11 protein-coding genes are annotated in these 18471 nt (G+C 61.8%); 10 read left to right on the forward strand and 1 reads right to left on the reverse strand.

The genetic code is table 11. The features are described from left to right. Positions 1-113 precede the first annotated feature (113 nt). The gene (locus tag ABC729_RS16625; RefSeq protein ID WP_495608730.1) at positions 114-1097 is read right to left on the reverse strand and encodes an NAD-dependent epimerase/dehydratase family protein; all 984 of its coding nucleotides are present in this window, start codon (positions 1095-1097) and stop codon (positions 114-116) included. Positions 1098-1310: 213 nt separating this feature from the next. Between ABC729_RS16625 and ABC729_RS16630 the strand changes: the two genes are divergently transcribed. The 10 genes from ABC729_RS16630 (at position 1311) to ABC729_RS16675 (ending at position 18400) form a co-directional block, all read left to right on the forward strand. Continuing rightward, entirely contained in the window at positions 1311-2576 is a 1266-nt protein-coding gene (locus ABC729_RS16630) for an HAD-IIIA family hydrolase (RefSeq protein ID WP_495608731.1), read from the forward strand. A gap of 183 nt (positions 2577-2759) precedes the next feature. Beyond that, positions 2760-3752: a UDP-glucose 4-epimerase GalE gene (gene galE / locus ABC729_RS16635; protein WP_495608732.1), complete on the forward strand. Its 993-nt coding sequence runs from the start codon at positions 2760-2762 to the stop codon at positions 3750-3752. A gap of 252 nt (positions 3753-4004) precedes the next feature. Continuing rightward, on the forward strand, positions 4005-11615 hold the full coding sequence (locus ABC729_RS16640; RefSeq protein WP_495608733.1) for a hypothetical protein: 7611 nt from the start codon (positions 4005-4007) through the stop codon (positions 11613-11615). A gap of 152 nt (positions 11616-11767) precedes the next feature. Further along, positions 11768-12781 carry a hypothetical protein gene (locus ABC729_RS16645; protein ID WP_495608734.1) on the forward strand — a complete coding sequence of 338 codons (1014 nt, stop codon included), beginning with the start codon at positions 11768-11770 and terminating at the stop codon, positions 12779-12781. After that, on the forward strand, positions 12778-13485 hold the full coding sequence (locus tag ABC729_RS16650; RefSeq protein WP_495608735.1) for a cytidylyltransferase domain-containing protein: 708 nt from the start codon (positions 12778-12780) through the stop codon (positions 13483-13485). Before ABC729_RS16645 ends, ABC729_RS16650 begins: the two co-directional genes overlap by 4 nt. Before the next feature lie 59 nt (positions 13486-13544). Beyond that, positions 13545-13835 carry an acyl carrier protein gene (locus ABC729_RS16655; protein WP_495608736.1) on the forward strand — a complete coding sequence of 97 codons (291 nt, stop codon included), beginning with the start codon at positions 13545-13547 and terminating at the stop codon, positions 13833-13835. Further along, the gene (locus ABC729_RS16660; RefSeq protein WP_495608737.1) at positions 13826-14491 is read left to right on the forward strand and encodes a cyclase family protein; all 666 of its coding nucleotides are present in this window, start codon (positions 13826-13828) and stop codon (positions 14489-14491) included. Before ABC729_RS16655 ends, ABC729_RS16660 begins: the two co-directional genes overlap by 10 nt. A gap of 10 nt (positions 14492-14501) precedes the next feature. Next, entirely contained in the window at positions 14502-15827 is a 1326-nt protein-coding gene (locus ABC729_RS16665) for a DUF4910 domain-containing protein (RefSeq protein WP_495608738.1), read from the forward strand. After that, entirely contained in the window at positions 15824-16876 is a 1053-nt protein-coding gene (locus tag ABC729_RS16670) for a hypothetical protein (RefSeq protein WP_495608739.1), read from the forward strand. The genes ABC729_RS16665 and ABC729_RS16670 overlap by 4 nt, the downstream gene beginning before the upstream one ends. Before the next feature lie 261 nt (positions 16877-17137). Continuing rightward, entirely contained in the window at positions 17138-18400 is a 1263-nt protein-coding gene (locus ABC729_RS16675; RefSeq protein ID WP_495608740.1) for a class I SAM-dependent methyltransferase, read from the forward strand. Positions 18401-18471: the final 71 nt, after the last annotated feature.

An 18471-nucleotide genomic window follows, 5' to 3' on the forward strand; every position in this document is an offset into this window, starting at 1 on the left:
GATAGACCCGATGCGTTCAATCTGCGGTCAAAATGATAGCAGATAGCGATCTTGATTTCACTATGATATCAGATAGAATATCGGATATCTGATTGATATCATATCGAGAGCCCTCAAGCCACCCCTCGATAGGCCTTGAACCAGTCGATGAAGCGGGGGATGCCGTCATCCAGGCTGGTGCGGGGCTGGTAGCCCAGATCCCGGCTGCTGGCATCAATATCGGCGCAGGTGGCGGCCACGTCGCCTGGCTGAATCGGCTCCAGCAGCATCTCCGCCTTGCGACCCAGGGCCTGTTCGATCAGGCCGATGAAGCGCAGCAGCGGTTCGGGGCGGTGATTGCCCAGATTATAGACCCGGTGCGGCACCACATCCTGACCGGGTGTGGCCGGCCGGTCCAGCGTGGCCAGCACGCCCGCTACGATGTCATCAACAAAGGTGAAGTCGCGGGCCATGTCGCCATGGTTGAACACCCGGATGGGCCGGCCTTCCAGAATGGCCTCCGCGAACAGCATCGGTGCCATATCGGGCCGGCCCCAGGGGCCATAGACCGTGAAGAAGCGCAGACCCGTGGCCGGCAGCCCGTAAAGATGGCTGTAGGTCCGGGTGATCAGCTCATCCGCGCGCTTGGTCGCGGCATAGAGCGACACGGGCCGATCGACACGGTGGTCGATGGAGAACGGGATCTCCTGATTGGCGCCATAAACGGAGGAGGAGCTAGCATAGACGAAATGCGCTAGCCCCGGCAGCAGGCGCGCGGCCTCCAGCATCACCACCTGTCCCATCAGGTTGGTCTGGATATAGGTATAGGGATCAATCAGCGAATGCCGCACGCCGGCTTGCGCCGCCAGATGGATGATGCCGGTGATGTCGCGATGCGCCTGGACCAGTTCCGTCATGCCGTTACGGTCGGCGATGTCCAGGTTCTGAAACCGGAAGCCGGGATGGGGCGTCAACAGGTCCAGCCGCGCCTGCTTCAGGCGGATATCGTAATAGGGGGAGAAATTATCCACCCCCAGCACCTGTTCCCCCCGGTCCAGCAGCGCCCGACAGGTATGATATCCGATGAAGCCGGCGGCACCGGTGACCAGGATCGGCATGGAATATCCTTCAGGCCTCGTGCAGTGGAAAGCTGGCTATGAGCGATCCGGCGAGGGATGGCAAGAGCTGGTATTAGCACGCTATCAGATAGCTTTATGATATCATTGAAAATGCCGGCCTCCTCCCCCTTCAGACCGGTTGACGGCGGCTGCCGCATCTTGACCATTGCGGGCGGCCCCTGATCCCCGCAATGGGCCGCGAAGGATATGTCGATGCTTTATGATAGCAGCCAATCCAGAGATACCGCCATCGCCCAGATTGCGGATGGTCCGCAGGCCGTGATCCTGCTGCGCCTGCGCCCGGACGGCCCTGCGGATACGGCCCAAGGGTTGCGGCAGGTCGCGGGCACGCCATTCCTGGACTATCTCATCGTCAATCTCGCCCGTCACGGCTTCCGCCGCATCGTGCTTCTGACGGACTCTCCGGCGGATCAGATGGCCGCTCTGGCCGAGCGGGCCCAGGCCTGGGCTGTCGATCTGACCATCATGATGACCCCGGAACCCGCCGGCACAGCGGGTATGCTTCAGCAGGCGCGCCACCTGCTGGACAGCCGCTTCCTGATGCTGAACGGGGATTGGCTGCTGGACGTGAATTACCTGTCTCTGTCAGCGCCCGCCATCTGGCGGGACGGCGACCTGGGCATCGTCGCCCTGCGGCCGGTGGGGGATGGCCGCCACCATGATGTGGTGGAGGAACAGGATGGCCGCATCACACGGTTCGCCGAACGGACGGGCAGCGCCGGCCATGCCCTGATCAATGGCGGCATCTACTGGCTGGACCGCGCCATCCTGGATGAGATCGGTGCATTGCCCTGTTCCCTGGAACGCGACGTGATGCCCCGGCTGGCCCGCGAGGGGCGGTTGGCGGGCCAGATCCGGGACGGATATTTCATCGATATCGGGGTGCGGGCCGATTACGACCGCGCGCAGACGGAAATCCCGGCCTGGGTGCGGCGTCCCGCCGTCTTTCTGGACCGTGACGGGGTCATCAATCATGATGCCGGCTATGCCCATCGTCCCGATCAGATCACCTGGACCCGGGATATCGCGGCGGCCATCCGCCACCTGAATGAAGCCGGCTACTACGTTTTCGTCGTCACCAACCAGGCCGGTGTGGCCCGGGGCTACTATGACGAGGGGACGGTTCAGAAGCTGCACGCCTGGATGCAGGGACAGCTCCGTCAGGACGGCGCCCATATCGATGATTGGCGCTATTGCCCCTGTCATCCTGACGGCGCGGTGGCCGCATACCGGCGGCAGGACGACTGGCGCAAGCCGGCACCCGGCATGATCCTGGACCTGGCTCGCTGCTGGCCGGTCGATATGGCGGGCAGCTTCCTGATCGGCGACCGCGCCAGCGATCTGGAGGCCGCCGCCGCTGCCGGCATCCGGGGCCATCTGGTGGAAGAGACGGGGGTGCTGGAACAAGTGCAGCACCTGACGACTGGCATCAGGATGCCCGCAAAGGAGCACGGATAACGGCATTGCGGCACATCACCCAGGGGGAGGGGCTTTGGGATGATCCCGGTCGCGATGACAAGTAAAATGATATCAGATAGCTTTCAGATATCATATCCACAGATCCAGCCATTGCCATGACCCGCCCTTCCCAGGACGGGACCGGACGGGGCATAGTGGTGCTGCAAAAGCCAGGGATTGAACATGGATACGGTACTTGTCACGGGTGGTGCAGGCTATATTGGCAGCCACGCCGTCCTGGCCTTGCGGGCGGCGGGGCGTGCGGTCGTGGTTCTGGACGATCTCTCCACGGGCGACAGGGGGCTGGTGCCTGCGGACGTACCGCTGATCGTGGGTGATGTCGCCGATGCGGCGCGGACGGGCACCCTGCTGCGCGATCACCAAGTCGGCACCGTCATGCATTTCGCCGGCTCCATCATCGTGCCGGAATCCGTGGCCGATCCGCTGAAATATTACCGGAACAATACTGCCGCCAGCCGCAACCTGATTGAGGCCTGCGTGACGGCGGGGGTGGGGCGCTTCATCTTCTCCTCCACGGCCGCCGTCTATGGCAATCCCCCCACCCGGATGGTAACGGAACAGACCCCGACCGCCCCGGTCAGCCCCTATGGCTGGTCCAAGCTGATGACGGAGCAGATGCTGGCCGATGTGGCGGCAGCGCATCCGTCCTTCCGCTCCATCGCGCTGCGTTATTTCAACGTGGCGGGCGCCGATCCGCACGGGCGGGCGGGGCAGGTGACACCCAACGCCACCCATCTGATCAAGCTGGCCTGCGAGACGGCGCTTGGCCGGCGCACGGCGCTGAATATCTTCGGCACCGATTATCCCACGCCGGACGGGACCTGCGTGCGCGACTATATCCATGTCAGCGATCTGGCCGACGCGCATGTCTGCGCCCTGGAGCATCTGGAAAGGGGCGGGGACAGCCTGGTGCTGAATTGCGGCTATGGGCGCGGCTATTCCGTGCGTCAGGTGGCCGATGCCGTGGATCGCGTCCTGGGGCGGCCCCTGCCCAAGATGGAGGCCCCGCGCCGCGCCGGTGACCCGGTCGAGCTTGTGGCCGACAGCGCCCGGCTGCGCGACCTGCTGGGTTGGCACCCCCGCCTGGACGATCTGGACCTGATCGTGCGCCACGCGCTGGAATGGGAGCGGCGGCGGGCCAGTACCCAGGAATAGGCCCTGAAGCGAAATTCAGGAGATATTGGTCATATGCATGTATCTATTTATGCCTATATTACAACTTAAGAACTGTGAGGTTTTAAAAATGGATTGAGTGGTATTAAATAAAGCCAATAGTCATTAATGCATAAAGTTTAAATACAAGTGTATTCAATGATAATATATTAAGTCATTAAAATATATAGAGTGATTGAGTTTGCTTTAATTAACAATTACCCTCCTGGCGGCAGAGAAACCAAGGGGGTAATTGTGTCAAATTTGTTCAATATTTCCAACGAAGCTGTTATCAATTCATATACGAATTCCGATCAATATCAGCCCGCCACGGCGCGCTGGGGAGGCAGCCCGAACGGGCGTGTCACCGTTTGGGCCTCCAACGGCCAGGATGGCAGCGGCTTCGGCATCTATGGCCAGCGCCTGGATGAGAATGGCAACAAGATCGGCGCAGAGTTCCGCGTCAACAGTACCACGGCCAATGCCCAGGAGGCCCCTGCCGTCACCGAAATGGCCGATGGCGGCTTCATGGTGTTCTGGACGGGTCTGCGCACGGCGACCACCACCACCTGGCGCACCTATGGCCAGCGCTATGACGCCAATGGCAACAAGGTGGGGGCGGAGATCGCCCTGTCGGTGCCGGGCGATTCCACCCTGCGCAGCTATCCTTCTGCAACCTTACTGAGTGATGGCAAGGTAGCCGTCGCCTATGGCTATGCCGCCGGCAGCGCCAGCGATATTTTTGTGCAGCTTTATGACAGCAGCGGTGTGGCTGTGGGTGGTCGCCGGTCAGTGGCCCTGCCCAAGGTGAATGCCGCTGCCATCACCGATATCCCAGCCATCACGGCTTTGAACGGCGGCGGTTTCGTCGTCTCCTGGGGCGAGGATTACAGCACCAACGGTTATGAGGTGAAAGCCCAACGCTTCGACAATGCTGGCAACAAGCAGGGTAGCAGTTTTTATGTCCAGTCGGCGGTGCGCGCGCTGGACCAGCGGGTCTCCAATATGGCGGCCCTGGAAGATGGCGGCTTTGTCGCCGTCTGGGCCGATCAGGCAGCCGAGCGTGATGGTGATTTCTACACCGTGCGCCTGCAGCGTTTCGATGCCGGTGGCACCAAGGTCGGCGGCGAGGTCCGGGTCAACAGCTATACCTACAATAACCAGACCGCGCCCGACGTGATCGGGCTGAAGGATGGGGGATATCTGGTCATCTGGCCGTCCATGGGGCAGGACGGGGATCAGTATGGCGTCTATGGGCAGCGTTATCGCGCTGATGGCACCGCCGCCGGCAACGAGTTCCGGCTGTCACAGACAAGCGTGGGCAGCCAGACCCAGGTCGACCTGTCCCTGACCGCCGATGGCGATGTCATCGCCACCTGGGCCTCCAATGGTGGCGAGGATGGCAGTGGCTATGCCGTCATCTCCCGCACCTTGTCGATCAGCAACGATGCGCCCGTCATTGATGGTCGTGAAATCCATGTGGCACAGGGCGGCCAGAGCTTCGCCGCTGCCCTGCTGCTACCCGGTCATCCGCAGGGGCTGACGGCCGCCACGCACCTGCAGGTGCTGGACCGGTACGAGTTCATCGATAACAGCAGCGATCCCGGCAGCGGCTATTTCGTGCTGAATGGCGCGGTACAGGCGGCGGGAACGGTGATCAACATCGCCGCCGCCGACCTGAACAAGCTGAAATTCGTGGGCGGCAGCGTGGCCGGCACCGACAATATCAGCGTGCGCGCCTTCGACGGCACCAACTGGAGCGCCTGGGAAAATGCGACGGCGGTGACGGAGGCCAGGGCCGGATTTCTGGTGCGCGGCGACGAGGTGCAGGCCAACACCTACACCACCAATGCCCAGCAACAGCCATCGGTCGCAGTCTTGGCCGATGGTGGCTTCGTCATCACCTGGATGTCCAACGGCCAGGATGGCAGCCTGTACGGCATCTACGCCCAACGCTTCAACGCGGCCGGCCAAAAGATCGGCGACGAATTCAAGGCCAATACCCTGACCGCCGCCAACCAGGAACATCCGGTTGTCGCAGCGCTGCCTGACGGCGGTTTCACCATCATCTGGTCCACCACCACAGGGGCAGGAACCGCCAATTACGGTGTCCATGGACAGCGGTTCGATGCCAGCGGCACTGCCGTCGGTGGCGAGTACACCGTGTTCGACACATCGGCCGTCTCCACCTATTACACGGTGCCCAGGGCCACGGTGCTGCAGGACGGGACCGTCAAGATCGCTTACGCGTACAACCCGAACAGCTATGTCGCCACGGATATCCGTGTCTTCACGATGGGGGCCGATCTGGCGAGCCCTGGGACAACCACGACTGGCGTTTCAACCCCCAAATATGCCGCTGGCACCGCCCAGATGGCGGGCGATATCACGACGCTGGCCAATGGCCGCTATGTCCTGACCTGGGCGGAGCATGAGAACGTCAACGGCTATGAAGTGCGGGGACGAATCTATAATGCAGACGGCACAGCCGCCACGGCACCCTTCCTGGTCAATACCTCCATCGCCTATCAGCAACGCAGTTCCGATATCGCGGCGACGCCGGATGGCGGCTTCGTGGCGGTTTTCGACAGTTCCGGCGTGGAACCCAGCGGTGATGGCCACGCCAACATCCTGATCCAGCGTTTCGACGAGAACGGCACCAAGATCGGCGCCCATGTGCGGGTGAATGCTTGGGCCTGGGATAATCAGGCCCAGCCCCAGATCGTCGCCCTGACAGGCGGCGGCTATATGGTGTCCTGGATCTCCACGAACCAGGACGGGTCAGGCAGCGGTGTCTTCGCCCAGCGTTTGGACGCCGATCTACGCCCCCTGGGAGCGGAATTCCAGGTCAATAATCAAGGTCTGGGCAACCAGACACATGTCGAAATGGCGGCGCTGCCCAATGGCGGTGTGGTCTTCACCTGGTCGTCGGAAGCGTTGGATGGCGACAGCTATGGCATCGTCAGCAAGGTCTACAACCCGTCCACCACAGCCCCCGTCATCGATGCCCGCGACATCCTGCTGGGCGTGGGCACGGAATGGTCGGCCGGCGCCCTGGTCCATCATGTCCAGCCGCAGGGGGCGGGCCACATGCCCGCTGCCCTGACCCAGTATGAATTCATCGACACCAACGCCGCCGCCGGTAGTGGCCATTTCGAACTGAACGGCGTCGTCCAGGCCGCCAACAGCACCATCAGCGTTTCCGCCGCCAATCTGCACAGGCTGAAATTCGTGGCCGGCACGGGCGATACGGCTGACGCGATCAGCGTGCGCACCAGTGACGGCGTGCGCTGGAGCGCCTGGGACAATGCCCAGGCCCGGACGGTTGTATCATCGGCGGGCACGCTGCTGGCTGGCGGAGAGGTGGGGATCAACGAGTACACGGCATCGACCCAATATGACCCCTCCGTCGCCTTCTTGGCCGACGGCGGCTATGTCATCACCTGGGCATCCGACGGCCAGGATGGCAGCGGATACGGTGTCTATGCCCGGCGGTTCGACAAGGATGGCCATGGCATCGGCGGGGAGTTTCAGGTGAACACCCTGACCGCCTGGCGTCAGGATGCCGCCATCGTGACAGCTCTGCCCGATGGCGGCTATGTCATCGTCTGGGAGAATACCAGGGCGGCCGACAATACCGGTATCGGTGCCTATGCCCAGCGCTTCGATGCGCTGAACCAGAAGGTCGGGCCGCAGCTGACGGTCTTCGATACGGGCGGCACGTCGGTCTATCGCACCACGCCGCAGGCGCTGGTTCTGGAGGATGGCAGGGTTGTCTTCACCTATGGCTGGCATGATGGTGCCGGCGTAAACAGCCGGATCGATATCCGTCTGGCGGATGCCGATCTGAACTGGCTGACCAGCACCATCCAGGTCGCCAATGTCAGCGCCGCAGCCGGCAACGCCGTCTCCAAGGCCGGTGACATCACCCTGCTGGATAACGGGAATTTCGTCGTCACCTGGATGCAGTATACGGCAAGCAGCACATCATGGCTGACGCGTGCGCGCGTCTATGACAGCAACGGCAACCCGGTGACGGCACAGTTGAATGTGGGTCCGTCTTCTGATCTGGGCATTCCTGCCCAGTCCAGCGCCGTCGCCCTTGCCGGTGGCGGCTTTGCCGTCTTCACGGACAGGGTGCTGGATGAATATACCGGCACTTACCGGATCGTCCTGATGCACCGTTTCGCCGCCGATGGCACGGAGATCGGCCCGTCAGGTGGGGTGCGCGTCAACAGCTTCAATGATGACAGCCAGTTTGTGCCCGACGCTGTTTCCCTGCCGGACGGCGGCATGCTGGTGGCCTGGGTGTCGCAGAACCAGGATGGCAGCGGCTACGGTGTTTACGCCCAACGGTATGACGCCAATGGCGGGTTTGTCGGGGATGAGTTCCGCCTGTCCGAAACCGTGCTGGGCGACCAGCAGCAGGTACGTCTGGCGGTCCGGCCTGATGGCGCCATCCTGGCCACCTGGGCATCCGATGGCCAGGATGGCAGCGGTCTGGGCATCATCACCCGGCTGTTCTACCCGTCCGACACCGGCCCCATTCTGGAAGCCCGCGATATCCAGGCCAGTAATTTCCGCACCGTCCCTCTGGCCGGCATGGTCTGGGACGGGCATCCGCAAGGGCAGGCCAATGCCGGGCACCTGCAGGTGATCCAGAAATACGAGTTCATCGATATGACGCCGGGCAACGGTCATCTGGGCCTGGGCGGCATCCCGAAGGCCGAGGGTCAGGTCTTCACGGTCAATGGTGGCGATCTGAACAAACTGTTCATCTCCACGCCAACAGTGAACTCCAGCGACACCATCATGTTCCGTGGCTTTGACGGGGTGCGCTGGAGCGACTGGGACGTGGCCCGCATCAATGGCTTTGTCGCCTCCAGCAGCATGACACCCGGCAACGAGGTGGTGGTGAACGATTACACCACCGGCAATCAGTACCGGCCCGCCGTGGCGGTGCTGGCCGGGGGCGGCCATGTCGTCACCTGGGTGTCGGACGGGCAGGATGGCAGCGACATGGGCGTCTATGCCCAGCGCTTCGACGCGGCCGGCAACAAGGTGGGCGGGGAGTTCCTGGTCAACAGCCTGAAAACGGCGGGGGCGCAGGACAATCCCGACATCACCGCCACGCCAGACGGTGGTTTCGTCATCACCTGGAACAGCAGCGCCAGTGCCGCGTCGGGTCCCTGGGCCGGCTATGGTCAGCGCTATGACGGTGACGGCAATCGCGTCGGCACGCAGTTCATCCATTTCGAACATGACAATGGCACCGTCGCACGGATGTATCCCAAGGTTGCCGCCCTGTCCAACGGCACCCTGATCATTGCCAAGAATCATCAGACTACCGATGCCGCCAGCAGCCGAGCCTCTGTCTCTCTGTTCGATGACCAAGGAAATCCAATCCTGGGAGATAACGACGCTCTCAATCAATGGCTGTCTGACCCCAAGCTGACGGCCAATGGCCTGACCGTGATGTATGGCGAGGTCACGCCCTTGCATCATGGCCTCTCCACCTTTGTCGTCACCTGGGCCGAGCAATCGGCCACCGCCGGCAACGGCTATGAAATCAGGGGCCGTGTGATGCTACCCGACGGCTCACCTTACACGGCGCCCTTCCTGATCCATACGGCGCGGACAGGGGACCAGCAGGTCTCCTCCATCGCCCCGCTCTATGATACGGGTGGCGGGTTCCTGGTGGCCTGGGCAGAGCCGAACGGCACCGGATCGGATATCCGCTATCAGCGCTTCACCATGGAAGGCACAAAGCTGGGTCCGGAAATCACGGCCAACAGCGTGCTGGCCGGCGACCAGACACAGCCGCGCATCGTTACCCTGGCCGACGGTTCCTATCTGATCACCTGGATATCCGCCGGCCAGGATGGCAGCGGCAACGGCATCTATGCCCGCCGCTTCGCCTGGGATGATACGCCCTGGGGGCCGGAATTCCTGCTGGCCCAGACGACGGACGGCAACCAGACCCACCCGGACATCGCGGTCCGGCCGGATGGCGGCATCGTTGCCGTCTGGGCGTCGGAGAATGTGGATGGCAGCGGTTACGGCGTCGTGACCCGCCTGTACAAGGGAGATGGCATCAGCTTCCCCGTCATCAATAATTTCAGCGGCGCCGCGGGTCATGACAGTCTGACTGGCACTGCCAGCGACGACCGCATCACAGGTCATGACGGCAATGACACGCTGACGGGCGGGGGTGGAGCCGACATCCTGTCGGGACGGGCCGGCAATGACAGTCTGGTCGGCGGGGCCGGCGATGACGTGATGCTGGGCGGGGCCGGCGACGATGTCTATGTCGTGGATGAAGCGGGCGATCAGGTCACGGAATTCGACGGCAATGGTCGCGACCGCGTGGAAACCAGCCTATCCGCCTATGGGCTGGGGGCCTTCATCGAGGACCTGACCTATACCGGCACCGGCAGCTTCACCGGTACCGGCAACGGCCTTGCCAACAGCATCACGGGTGGGGCCGGTAACGACACCCTGGATGGCGGGGCCGGGGTGGACACGCTGGTCGGCGGTCTGGGCGATGACACCTACATCATCGCCGATGCCGGCGAGACGGTGAGTGAGGTCGCCGGGGCCGGCAGCGACCGTGTGCTGACCAGCCTCAACAGCCTGACCCTGGCGGCCAATGTCGAGGAACTGATCTTCACCGGCACCGGCAATTTCAGCGGCACGGGCAACGCGCTGGCCAACAGCATCACGGGCGGCACCGGTAATGACAGTCTGAATGGCGGGGCCGGGGCCGATACCCTGACCGGTGGGACCGGCAATGATGTCTATACGGTCGATAATGCCGGCGATGTCGTCGTGGAACTGGCCGGAGAGGGGAGCGCCGACCGGGTGCAATCCTCCATCAGCTACGTGCTGGATGCCGTCCTTGAGAACCTGACCCTGACCGGCGCTGCGGCCATCAACGGCACCGGCAATGATGGCGACAATCTCCTGACCGGCAACGGGGCTGCCAACAGCCTGGCCGGTGGCCTGGGCAATGACAGCCTGAATGGCGGGGCCGGAGCCGATACGCTGAGCGGCGGGGAGGGCGATGACCTCTACACCGTCGATAATGCCGGTGATGTGGTGCTCGAGGCGGCGGGCGAGGGAACCGATACAGTGCAAGCCTCGGTCGGCCATGCCCTGGCAGATGAGGTGGAGAACCTGACCCTGACCGGCAGTGCCGCCATCGACGGCACCGGCAATGGGCTGGACAATGTCCTGACCGGCAATAGTGGTGCCAACCGGCTGGACGGGGGTGCCGGGGCCGACACGATGATCGGCGGCAATGGCGACGACACCTATATCGTCGATGATGCAGGCGATGTGGTGACCGAAGCTACCGGCCAGGGAACGGACCGGGTGGAAACGGCCCTGTCGGCTTATAGCCTGTCCTTGAATGTCGAGCGGCTGACCTATACGGGGACCGGCACCTTCAGCGGCACCGGCAATGCCGCTGCCAACAGCATCACCGGCGGGACGGGGGCGGATATGCTGGCCGGCCTGGACGGCAATGACACCCTGGATGGCGGTACTGGTGCCGATACGCTGACGGGGGGGGGCGGGGCCGACACCTATGCCGTCGATGACGGGGATGTCGTGACGGACTTCGCCGCCATCGACGGCGACAGGCTGGACCTGACGGGTCTGGATGCCGACAGCACCCTGGCCGGTATCCAGGCCTTTACCTGGATCGACATCGACGCCTTCAGCAATGTCGCGGGCCAGCTTCGCTGGGAAGTGGCGGGCAGTGATGTGCTGCTGCTGGCCGACCTGGACGGCGATGGGGATGCCGATCTGTCGGTGACGCTGAACGGTGTAGCCAGCATCACCGGGGCAGACCTGACCCTGTAAAAAGAAAAAGAGAGGCCGGGAAGCATGGTTCCCGGCCTCTCACCACATAGAGCGCTGACTCTAGACACGACCAATTGTGTTCTGTACTCCCAGACGAGCGCTGTCGGTCAAATCGGCCAGCGCCCTCTAGCAAACCACTAGGGATGGGCAAGGTGCGGCTTGTGATGCTATGCCGGGGATCGGCAAAGGAAGGGCTGGGACATCTTTACCGTACCAAGGGCTTTGCCCTGGCGGCCTTGGCTGCCGGCCATGATGTGACGGTTCTGGCGCTGTCCACGCCCGATCTTGCCGCGATATTCCAAGGCGTGGCCTGTCGGGTGTCAATTCTTGCGCAAGATACAGACCTGCCGGCGTGTATCGCGGCGGAACAGCCGGATGTCTTGATTTTCGATCTGGTCCATCTGCCCCACGATATTTTCACAGCCTGCCGGCCACAGGCACGGCTCACGGCTTCCATCTCCCCCATCTTCAATAATATGTCCTGCGTCGACCTGCTGTTCACCCGTGCCCGGACTCCAGTTGTGTCCAGTGGGCCGCAAGTCTTTTCCGGTCTGGACTACGCCCTGTTCAATCCACATTGTCGGCGCATTTCCACGGCGCAATATGAGAACAGCCTGCGGGCCGATATGTTTCCCATCGCCATCTGCATCGGTGGCGGGGATATCGATAATCTGACCAAGCAAGCCCTCAGGGCCGTCATGGAGACAGAGGTTCCATGCTGTATCTGGACGTTGCTCGGCGACGCCTATCCGCATTCCTATGATGATCTGGTCAGCGATCTGCGAGGCTGGACACGCCATGAAATCATTCTGGCCCGTACCAATAGATCAATGTGGAACATCCTGGCGAATTGCGCGCTGGGTATCTTGTCGAGTGGCTTGGCCACGCTGGAGGCGATCTACGCCGGCCTGCCCACCATCATGGTCCGCCGCCAACACGACCGCGCCAATGAGCTTTCCCTCGACTACAAAGACCGGTTGTTGGATGGCGGCGCCTTCGAGGATGGCAGCTATCGCCGCCTACCACGGCTGATCGAAGATTTGTCGCGTGACCATGGCCAGTTGCGAAGCTTGCGGCGGCAACAGATGGATATGGTTGATGACGGGGCCGCCTCACGTATCCTGGATATCATTACCCTGCGGCTGGCCGGTGGGATGCGGGGATGAGTACCGGCATCATCATTCTGGCCCGCATGGATTCCAGCCGTATGCCGGGCAAGGTTTTGGCTGACATCGCGGGCACACCGTTGCTGGAACGCGTTTGGCAGCGTGTAAAAGCCTGCACCGAATTTCCCGGCGGCATCGTGGTCGCGACGACCGACCGGACCGTGGATACCCCTATCACCGCTTGGTGCGCCACACGGGGAATTCCCGTTCATCACGGCCCAGCCGAAGATGTGGCCGGGCGTCTGGTAGAGGCTGCTGCTACCCATGGGTTCACAGTCGTAGCCCGTGTTAATGCCGACAGCCCGCTGATCGATCCGGGCCTGCTGGACAACGGAGCCCGGCTGATGACAGCGCAAGGGGAGAAGCCCCTCGACTATGTCACAAATCTCCATCCCCGCAGTTTTCCTTATGGTGTCGCCGTCGAGATATTCCGTTGTGCCTGCTTGGAGGACCTGTTGAAAGGGGAGGAGGATCCGTCCCGACGCGAGCACGTTACCCAGGTTCTGTACAAACAGAGCCACCTTCTATCCTGGTGCAATATCGCCCGGTCAGGCGAGCCGGAAATCCCCGATCTGCCAAGTATCGTCCTGACTGTCGATACGCCCCGCCACCTGGACAGGCTGCGCGTCTTCGCAGCGACACGGCAAGAGGATTGGGCGCAGGTCCCCTACATGGAGGCGGTCCACTTCGGGGGGTTTGCCTGATCTGCCTGTGGCTATTGTCTTGCCGCCCGCACTTGCGGTACCACAAGGAAGAACGGCCTGTGGCGGGGGTAATGGTGGTAGAGGCTCACAGGGTTGAGGAACGGCTTGCAGCCTATCTGCGCGAGGCCCTTGGAGATGCCGCCACCAGCATCACGCCATCCACAAATTTGGTGGAACGGGGTGTGCTGGACAGCTTGGCCACGCTTGATCTCATCGATTTCGTCGCAGCGGAATTCGGTGTCGAACTGACCCATGACGGGTTGATGCAACACGGTTCCTTTACAATGGCCGGCATCGCCGGCTTCATCCGTCACGCCATCCCTCAGGAAGGCAGCACCCCATGCGTTTGATCGACCTTTCCGCCGAGCTTGCCCATGGCATGCCCCGCTATCCGTCACCCTATCTGCCCGAGGTGGAGATCATCCCGGCCGCAACCCATGAGCGGGAAGCACGCTCGGCGCAGATCGTGCGCTTTGGCACCCATGTCTCTACCCATATCGACGCGCCGTTCCATGCATTGCCCGATGGGATCACGATTGAGCGCGTACCCTTGGAAACCCTATGTGGGCCGGCCCGTGTGATCCGTCTGTCCGGCTTTGACCGTGACCGGCCCATTGATGTTCCCGATCTTTTGGCGGCGGCACCGAATGGGTTGGGCGGGGTCGTGCGCCTGATCCTGGATACAGGTTGGGCAGAGCGGTGGTGGGGGGGGCAGGCTTATTTCACCGGCGGGACTTATCTGACGCGGGCGGCATCAGAATGGCTGGCTGCCTGGCCCGACTTGCGGCTGTTGGGTATGGATTTCCCTAATGTCGATGCGCCGGAGGAGACTGTCATGGGGACCCCGGCCCCCAACCACCGTATCCTGCTGGGCAGGGAAATCATCTTACTGGAAAATCTCCTGAAGCTTTCCGAAGTGCCGGATGATTTCATACTGGTTGCCCTGCCACCGCGACTGGTCGGTGGTGATGGCTGCCCCGTACGGGCGGTCGCCATGATCGGATGAGGCGACCCTGATGGAAAAACCATCCGTGGACAGTCTGGATCTGCTGCGCCTGATCGTGCCACTCCGCCGGGACATCGTGTCCGACGGTATCGATGAGGCTCTGGACCGGCTTTGTCAGCGCTTCCCATTGACCCTGCACAATTTTCCTTCGGGCACCCCCTGCTGGAGCTGGCATATTCCGGAGAAATGGACCTGCGAGGAAGCCTATGTCGAGGATATGCGGGGCAACCGCATCATCGACCAGAAGGACAACCCTCTGTTCGTTTCCTGCTACTCGGTTCCTGTGGACAAGGTCATCAGCCGCGATGAACTGCTGGCGCATCTGCATTTTCACCCACATATCCCCGACACCCCGCCCTTCACTTTCTACCATTATCAACGGCATTGGGGTTTCGGTTGCACAAGGCAGCAACAGGAAGCGCTGACAGAGGACCAGTACCGCGTTGTAATCCGCAGTCGGCTGGAGCCGGGCACCTTGCGCGTGGCTGAATGGTTTCTGCCGGGCGAGAGTGACGAATGCATCGTCATTTCCACCAATATCTGCCACCCATTCCAGGCCAATGATGGCCCTTGCGGTGTGGTGAACGGGCTGCAGGTGATGACAGCTCTGGCCACCTGGCCGAAGCGGCACTACAGCTATCGGCTTCTCATCGGGCCGGAAACAATTGGTGCCGTCGCCTGGCTTAGCCGGCACGAGCACCTGATCCCCTCTCTACGCGGTGGTCTCTACATGGAGATGACAGGCTTGCCGCAGCCGGCGGGATTGCAGGCCTCATACCAAGGCGATACGGAGTTCGACCGCTGCCTGGCCCATATTCATCTGCATCGGGAAGAGGGCGCTTTCGTGACCCCTTACCGGGGGATGATCGGGAATGATGAGCGTCAGTTCAATGCTCCCGGCGTACGCGTCCCCATGCTGTCCCTGAGCCGCGCCAACCCGTGGGGCCATCCTGGCTTTCCCTTCCGAGAATATCATTCCATTGAAGACAGCATTGACAATGTTGATATCGCCGCGCTGGAACGGATCACACAGGCGGTGCTGGCCATGCTGAGCGCCTGGGAAAACAACTGGTATCCATTGAACCTGTTCAAGGGAGAAGCCTTCCTGCAGGGCTATGGCGTGGCTGTGGACCGCAACCGCTACCTGCATGCCCATCGCAACATGCTTCGCATCATGGATTGTATTGATGGGAGCAATTCGATGGTTGCGATCGCCGAGCGCACGAAGTTGACCCTGGAGGATGTCCTGCATGTCGTCGGAAAGATGGCAGAGGCCGGCATGGTCCAACTGCTACGTGATCCAGTGGGGCGAGACACTTGCCGGAGCCCCTCATGACCCGCATGGGCATTGACCGTCCCCTGACCGGAGAAGACGGTTTTGATGCGGACCTTCAAGCGGCCCTGCGCTCTATCCGTTCATATGAGGTAATGCCGCCGCCGCCAGAGCCGGAATGGTACGGGCTGGCCCGTGTCTTCACAGACTTGGCCGACCTTCCACGCGGCTTTCCACTGCGTCCGCTGATGCCACATCACGGCATCGTGATGGAGGAAGTGGAGCCGCTCCCCTATTACGCGACCTCTCCTTTACCGGTGCTGGTCTCCCGACCGGCTTTCATTCCCCTTTATAACCAGGGGGGAAAGCGCCCGGTCCTGGCGGTGGGCAATGGTCAGGTCCATTATCGCCGGCAGCGCAATATTATACCGGACCGTGCGGCACGGGGCACGCTGGCAGTTCCGACACACAGTACTCACCATGTGCAGGCCCTGTTCGATGCCGAGGCCTATGCCGAGGAACTGTTGAGGCTGCCAGAGGCCTTCCAGCCGGTGACAGTTTGCCTTTACTGGAAGGACCTGCTGCTGGAACAGCATCTGCCCTTCATGAAGAAGGGACTGCGCGTGGTCTGCGCCGGCCACCTTTTCGATCCGAACTTCACGGCCAATTTCTACCGCCACCTCCGCGCCCATCGGTATGTGACGGGCAATGCAATCGGTTCCCATACGGTCTATGCGCTGGAGATGGGCATTCCTTATTTCCTGTCAGGGGAGAAACCGGATCTGATCATCGCGCAGGAAGGGTCAGCCAAGTTCACGCTCCCCGTGGGCACACGCATCCCCTTCGACCTCGCCAGCCGCCCCGTGACCGCGCGCCTCTGGTCGCTGTTGCCACGGGTGGAGGACGGGCCAGGGATCAGCCAGGAACTGTTGGAGATGGTGTCCTATCTGCATGGATGTGACACTGACATCGACAGGCAGGCCTTGCAGGCGCTGATCATTGACACATTCCTGGACCATGACCCTGTGGGCCAAATGCTTCAACGAGAGGCCGGCAACCTGATCCTAAAACGACTTCAGCAATCCCGCCGGAAGGATGGGAGCGCCGTCTGAAGCGTGATGCGCCTGATATGCTGGGGACTGTGTTCGGTGGCCTTCCAATCCACTGAAGCTCAAATCTTCGGCGGATTGATATAATACCAGCGGCTTGGGCCGCCGCCGCGCCAGTCGGCGCGGATACTAACGGTCACGAATTTTGACCGTTAGTATAATCTTGCGACATGCGCTGACCGGGAGGAATTTTGCGGGGCGTAAAAGCACGGGCTTGATGAATGCCAGCAGGCACGGAGCAGCCCATTGAGGGGAGAAGCAGGAATGCAATTGGAGCCAAGTGATCTGGAATGGATAGGGTTGCGTTTCCTGGACCCCGTTGGGCGTGTCTTCAAACATGGGGGCCAGTATTTTCGGGCCATCTACCCAGGAAAGGCTGACTTTATCCGCTCACTGATCCAGGGGCCGCTCTTTGCCGACCTGGTGGAAAGGCGCCTGATTCCGCCAACGGAGATCACGGATATCCAGATTGCTGGCTATGATCTGGTGATCCGCACGGCAACTAGTCCTTTCCGCACCCGTCTGAGCCAATTGCCACCCCCGTTCATCCGCCAGGCGGCACTGAACTGGATTGAAATCAATCAGCGGCTCGCAGATGAAGGGCTGGCCCTGATCGACGGCCACATTGCCAATTTCGCACTTTTTGGCACCGACGCGTGCTGGATCGATATCGGCTCTATCCAACCCGGCCTTCTGCGGCCTTCCGCCGTTTCGGAGTTTGCCCGTTCTCTGCTGTTTCCTCTGCTGGTTATGGAAAGTTCTCCCCATCTCCGGCGGCTTTCGCGCTTGGCCATGGAACAGGGCGGACTGGACAGCACGGAAGTGCGCGCTCTTCTGGGTGAAGCACCACATTCGGGCGAAAACGATATCATGCGCGTCCTCCGTTGGATGCAACAGCGCCTGGAATCGTTGGAACTCCCCCCGCTGACGACCAGCTGGGGGGGGTATATATCTGCTGACGCGCTGGCCCGGTCACTGGCACCTAGCGGAGGACAGGATCCGCGGCTGCAAATATTTGACGACCTGACGGCAAAGATGGCGCCGACCAAAGCGGTCGATCTTGGTTCCGCAGGGGGCCGGTTCTCGGTTCGTCTTGCAGCGCGGGGGATTCCCTGTCTATCGGTCGATATCGACGAAACCGCCCTGACCATCCTGCACGGCTTTGCCCGTTCCGCAGGGCTGCCTGTGACCGTGCATCTCCAGAGCGTGCTGACTTTAGCCCCACAGCCCGGTGTGGACTTTGTCAGTGCAATGGCGCTGACCCATCATCTGGCCTTATCGCAGATGACGGGGCTTGAGCAGATAGCCCGGCTGCTATCGGCCCAGACGGAGCATGCGCTGGTTACGGAGTTCATGCCACTCGGGTTGGGGGCCGAGCAGTGCGCACCGAACCCACTGCCGGCTGGATATACGCTTGAGGCATTCATGACCGCCTTGTCGCGGTGGTTCCGGCATGTGCAGGTATTTCGCCCGGAACGACCCGGATGCGTGCCGCGGCACATGATTTTCTGTCAGGAGCGGCTGTAACAGGCCGCCCTCTGTCGCTGGACTTGCTGTATGGCGGGCATGGACGGTCGATGAGCTTGCATCCATCTGGT

This window comes from Niveispirillum sp. CC-CTL257 (assembly GCF_059489915.1).

Coding starts and splice junctions, on each gene's coding strand:
- ABC729_RS16650 (WP_495608735.1), top strand. CDS start 12,778: ATGAGTACCGGCATCATCATTCTGGCCCGCATGGATTCCAGCCGTATG.
- galE (WP_495608732.1), top strand. CDS start 2,760: ATGGATACGGTACTTGTCACGGGTGGTGCAGGCTATATTGGCAGCCAC.
- ABC729_RS16670 (WP_495608739.1), top strand. CDS start 15,824: ATGACCCGCATGGGCATTGACCGTCCCCTGACCGGAGAAGACGGTTTT.
- ABC729_RS16665 (WP_495608738.1), top strand. CDS start 14,502: ATGGAAAAACCATCCGTGGACAGTCTGGATCTGCTGCGCCTGATCGTG.
- ABC729_RS16660 (WP_495608737.1), top strand. CDS start 13,826: ATGCGTTTGATCGACCTTTCCGCCGAGCTTGCCCATGGCATGCCCCGC.
- ABC729_RS16675 (WP_495608740.1), top strand. CDS start 17,138: ATGCAATTGGAGCCAAGTGATCTGGAATGGATAGGGTTGCGTTTCCTG.
- ABC729_RS16625 (WP_495608730.1), bottom strand. CDS start 1,097: ATGCCGATCCTGGTCACCGGTGCCGCCGGCTTCATCGGATATCATACC.
- ABC729_RS16630 (WP_495608731.1), top strand. CDS start 1,311: ATGCTTTATGATAGCAGCCAATCCAGAGATACCGCCATCGCCCAGATT.